The sequence below is a fragment of the Terrisporobacter sp. genome, assembly GCF_017888745.1.
Taxonomy (GTDB): Bacteria; Bacillota; Clostridia; order Peptostreptococcales; family Peptostreptococcaceae; genus Terrisporobacter.
The window spans coordinates 1-3,801 of the sequence record NZ_JAGHFM010000203.1 but is presented as its reverse complement, the minus strand read 5'-3'; the positions used below and the strand labels follow the sequence as shown (position 1 = coordinate 3,801).

Annotated in this window: 5 protein-coding genes and 1 pseudogene; 1 reads left to right on the top strand and 5 read right to left on the bottom strand. The window is 26.7% G+C overall.

Features of this window, described 5'->3' with window-relative positions:
* On the top strand, positions 1 to 421 hold a 421-nt coding region (locus J7G74_RS09935; protein ID WP_297134776.1), incomplete at its 5' end, for a permease.
* A 200-nt stretch (positions 422 to 621) separates the two neighbouring features.
* On the opposite strand, the gene J7G74_RS09930 is transcribed toward J7G74_RS09935, so the two are convergent.
* From J7G74_RS09930 to J7G74_RS09910, 5 genes and pseudogenes are all read right to left on the bottom strand, one after another.
* Positions 622 to 1,383, bottom strand: coding sequence for a MurR/RpiR family transcriptional regulator (locus J7G74_RS09930; protein ID WP_297134773.1), 762 nt, complete (start codon positions 1,381 to 1,383; stop codon positions 622 to 624).
* Positions 1,384 to 1,385: 2 nt separating this feature from the next.
* Positions 1,386 to 2,147 (bottom strand): MurR/RpiR family transcriptional regulator, encoded by a 762-nt coding sequence (locus tag J7G74_RS09925; protein WP_297134771.1) that lies wholly within the window; start codon positions 2,145 to 2,147, stop codon positions 1,386 to 1,388.
* Positions 2,148 to 2,302: 155 nt separating this feature from the next.
* Positions 2,303 to 2,920, bottom strand: a complete 618-nt coding sequence (locus J7G74_RS09920) for a YczE/YyaS/YitT family protein (RefSeq protein ID WP_297134768.1) — start codon at positions 2,918 to 2,920, stop codon at positions 2,303 to 2,305.
* Positions 2,913 to 3,413 carry a PTS sugar transporter subunit IIA gene (locus tag J7G74_RS09915; protein WP_297134766.1) on the bottom strand — a complete coding sequence of 167 codons (501 nt, stop codon included), beginning with the start codon at positions 3,411 to 3,413 and terminating at the stop codon, positions 2,913 to 2,915. Before J7G74_RS09915 ends, J7G74_RS09920 begins: the two co-directional genes overlap by 8 nt.
* A 28-nt stretch (positions 3,414 to 3,441) precedes the next feature.
* Positions 3,442 to 3,801 (bottom strand): annotated as a pseudogene (locus tag J7G74_RS09910) (6-phospho-alpha-glucosidase); the annotation flags it as partial.

Below are 3,801 nucleotides of genomic sequence, written 5' to 3'. Positions count from 1 at the left end.
GTCTAGTGTAATGCAAATGCTTGGAGTTCTTCCACCTATTATGATTATGCTTGGTCTGATTGATGTATGGATATCTCGTGAATCTATGATGAAATATATGGGAAAAGAATCTGGAGTGCTCGGTGTATTTTTATCTATTTTAATTGCATCTTTAGCCGCTGGACCAATGTATGCAGCCTTTCCTTTTACTAAAGTACTTTCTGATAAAGGTGTGAAGCTTTCTAATATCATGATTTTTTTAAATGCTTGGTGTGTAATAAAACTTTCTACTATTTTATTTGAAATAGGAGGGCTTGGATATAAATTCACTCTTGTTAGGTTTTTGATTGATTTGCCTGGCATAATTGTAATGGGTTATTTGATTGAATATATTATGAATAAAAATATATTTTTTAAAAATTCTAAGGATAAATCTATTTAAGAAACTTATATTAATACAATCTTTATATCTCCTAAATTATCAATTTAAATCAAACAAACTACTTAGAATAAAAAAGCAACTGGAAATAAAATTTCAAATCCAATTGCTTTTTTAACCTTATTTTCTATTTCATAATTTAGTGTTTTTTAGGAATATATAATATAAAATCTATCTAATTTTCACATATCTAGTTGTAAATTTTACTTAAGTTTTTTGTACTCTAAATATTTTAACAGTAAAATTTCACATATAATAAAAAATTGAGATCCAGAAAATATGGGTAAATTCTCACCTATCTGTGCTAGCTCACGTGTATAAAATTGAATATTTATATCACTTAACTTGGATAATGTATTATTTCCACTTTTACTTATTGATACTATTCTTATGTCATTATTTTTTAGATTCTCTGCAAAACTATTCATAAATTTGTTTTCACCAGAATGAGAGAATAAAAATACAACATCATTTTCCGTAATATAATTAAGTGCTGACTTAACCTCTTCACTTCCTTCTATAATATTAACTAATTTGTTCATACTAAGAAAATTTCTTTTAAATTCTTCTACAGCACTCTTTTGCATTTGACCTGAACCATAGGCATAAATTCTATCAGAATTATCTAATAGACTAAATAAATCTGAATAATCTCTTTGTATTAACATATCCATAGTTCTATTTATATCATCTGACAAACCCATAATATTAACTTTCTCTAAATCATATTTTTTATTATTGTCTAATTTTAAATAAAATTTCAATTCGCTATATCCATTTAATCCTAGTTTTTGTGCAAACCTTAAAATCGTAGTGTGAGAAACATTACAGCTACATGCTAACTCTTGTATAGACATACTTTCGCAGGATTTTTTATTGTTTAGTATATAACTCCATATATGTTTGTCATTTTCATTTAAACGTTTATAATTATCATAAATTAATGTTTCTAGTCTCATATCCATACTTAAATTTCAGCTCTCCCTTTTTTGTATTCTATATATTTTAAAAATAAAATTTCAATAAGTATGAAATAAGACGTAACTGATTCATACATTGTTCCATTTATTGGTTTAGGAAAAGTGACAGAAGATATATATAAATTATAATCACTAATTTGAGATAAAGTATTTTCTTTCAACCTAGTAATAGAAATAATCGGTATATTTCTTACTTTCAACTTAGATGCAAAATCAATTATAAACTGATTTTCACCAGATACTGATATAATAATAAATAAGTCTTCAGAAGTAGCTGTATTTAAAGAAAATTCCGATTCTTTATATCCACTTAAGTCATAAAGTATCTTTCCTCCTGACATAAAAATACGCTTAAGTTCTTTTTTAATAGATGACTGTACCATTCCAACACCATAAACATATATATTCCTGGCTGAATCCATTTTTTCAAAAATTTCTGTACAATCTTTCTCTTTTATACTTTTAACTACATTAAAATAAGTATCACATACCATTTCAATTTCATTTGTGCTTTCTTTTGCTTGTTGATTTTCTAACTTCAAATATAACTTTAATTCACTATATCCCTTTAAAGAGATTTTCTGAGCAAATCTAAGAATAGTTGTTCTTGATACATTACACTTGTATGCCAATTGATCAATAGCAAGCTTTTCACACTCTTTTTTATGTTTTGATATATAGTTCCAAATATAAAAATCATTTTCATTGAGATGATCATAATGTTGATTTATTAATTCCTCTAATTTCATATGTGACCCCAATCTTTCGTATAATTCCCCTATAAAATATATTTTTATTATAATTTAAATTATACCTTACCACTAAAAAATTTGCTATATCTATATAATAATAGAGAGTGATAAGCTACTATTAACTCATCACTCTCTATTATTCTCTTAAGTGCTTATTTACTCCATACATTTAATTTATAATTAGATATTTTTTGTGTAAAAAACTGTACTAGTGGACCTGTACAAAATACCATTATAAATGTATTTACTCCTATAATACTTCCATAGTATAAGCCAATGATAACACAAATTGTATCTGTTACTATTCTAGATATTTTAAATTTAATTCTATGATTAGTTACATCTTCTATTACCCAACCAATTGCATCATATGGAGCTACTCCAAAATTTGCAGATGAATATATTGAAACACCCAAACATATCGTAATAATACCTAATACAGTCAGTATTATTCTCACTTCAATTGAATATCCATTGGAAATAAATAAAGAAAATAAATCTGATATAAATCCTACCAATACCATATTAGTAATTGTTCCTATACCAATATACTTTCTTCCTAATATTAATACTATAAAGAATAATACTACATTAAGCTTTAACTGAAATACTCCTAAAGAAGTTCCAATAATTTTACTTATCCCTAAATTCATCATAGTAAAGGGATCAGTTCCAAACCCTGATCCCCTTAAGAAAGCTACTCCTATTCCTATAAGAATTACACCGAAAAATGTAAGTTTCAATCTATATATAAATTGATTATTATTCATACTCTACTAATAAACTTTTTCCTGATTCTACTGACTTATTGGTATGATAATTAGATAGTGTATATCCATTTTGTTCAACAAAAACCATCATAGTGATATCTTGAATATTTTTTTCTTTTAATAATTTTCTATCTACTTTAACTAATGGTTTACCAACTTTCACCTGATCTCCAGTTTTGCATAATGTTTCAAAACCTTCACCATTTAGACTTACTGTATCAAGTCCTATATGAATTAATACTTCTATTCCGTCCTCATTCTTCAAACCAATTGCATGTTTAGTTTCAGAAACCAGTGTTACTTCACCATCACAAGGAGAAACAACAGTACTTGATGTTGGCTTTACAGCGATACCATCACCTAAAACTCTATTAGAAAACATCTCATCATCAACTTCAGATAAATCTATGCTATCCCCATCTATCATAGAGTAAAATCCTTTTATTGATTTTCTTTGTTTTTCTTTTTTATTTTTATTAAATAGTCCAAACATTCTATAGTCATCCTTAAAACACTAATATTTATACTAATTCTGGCCAGTACTCTTTATTTGCTTCTATTAAATCATCTAATATAAGTTTTGCTACTTTTGCACTTGGTACTGTTTTTGATAATGTAATTGCTTGCCATAACTTATTGTAGCTACCTTCTATCCAAGCTTCTACTGCTAATTTTTCTACACTTACTTGTTGTTCCATTAATCCTTTTTGGAATTGAGGTATAGAACCTTGGCATATTTTTTCATATCCATTTTTACCTACTATACAAGGTATTTCAACCATTGCTGTTCTATCAAAGTTTTCTATAGCACCTTCATTTGGAACTATAAGAAGGAATCTTTCATTTGTATTTTGAGCAAGTGCACAAGCTAAATCAACTAT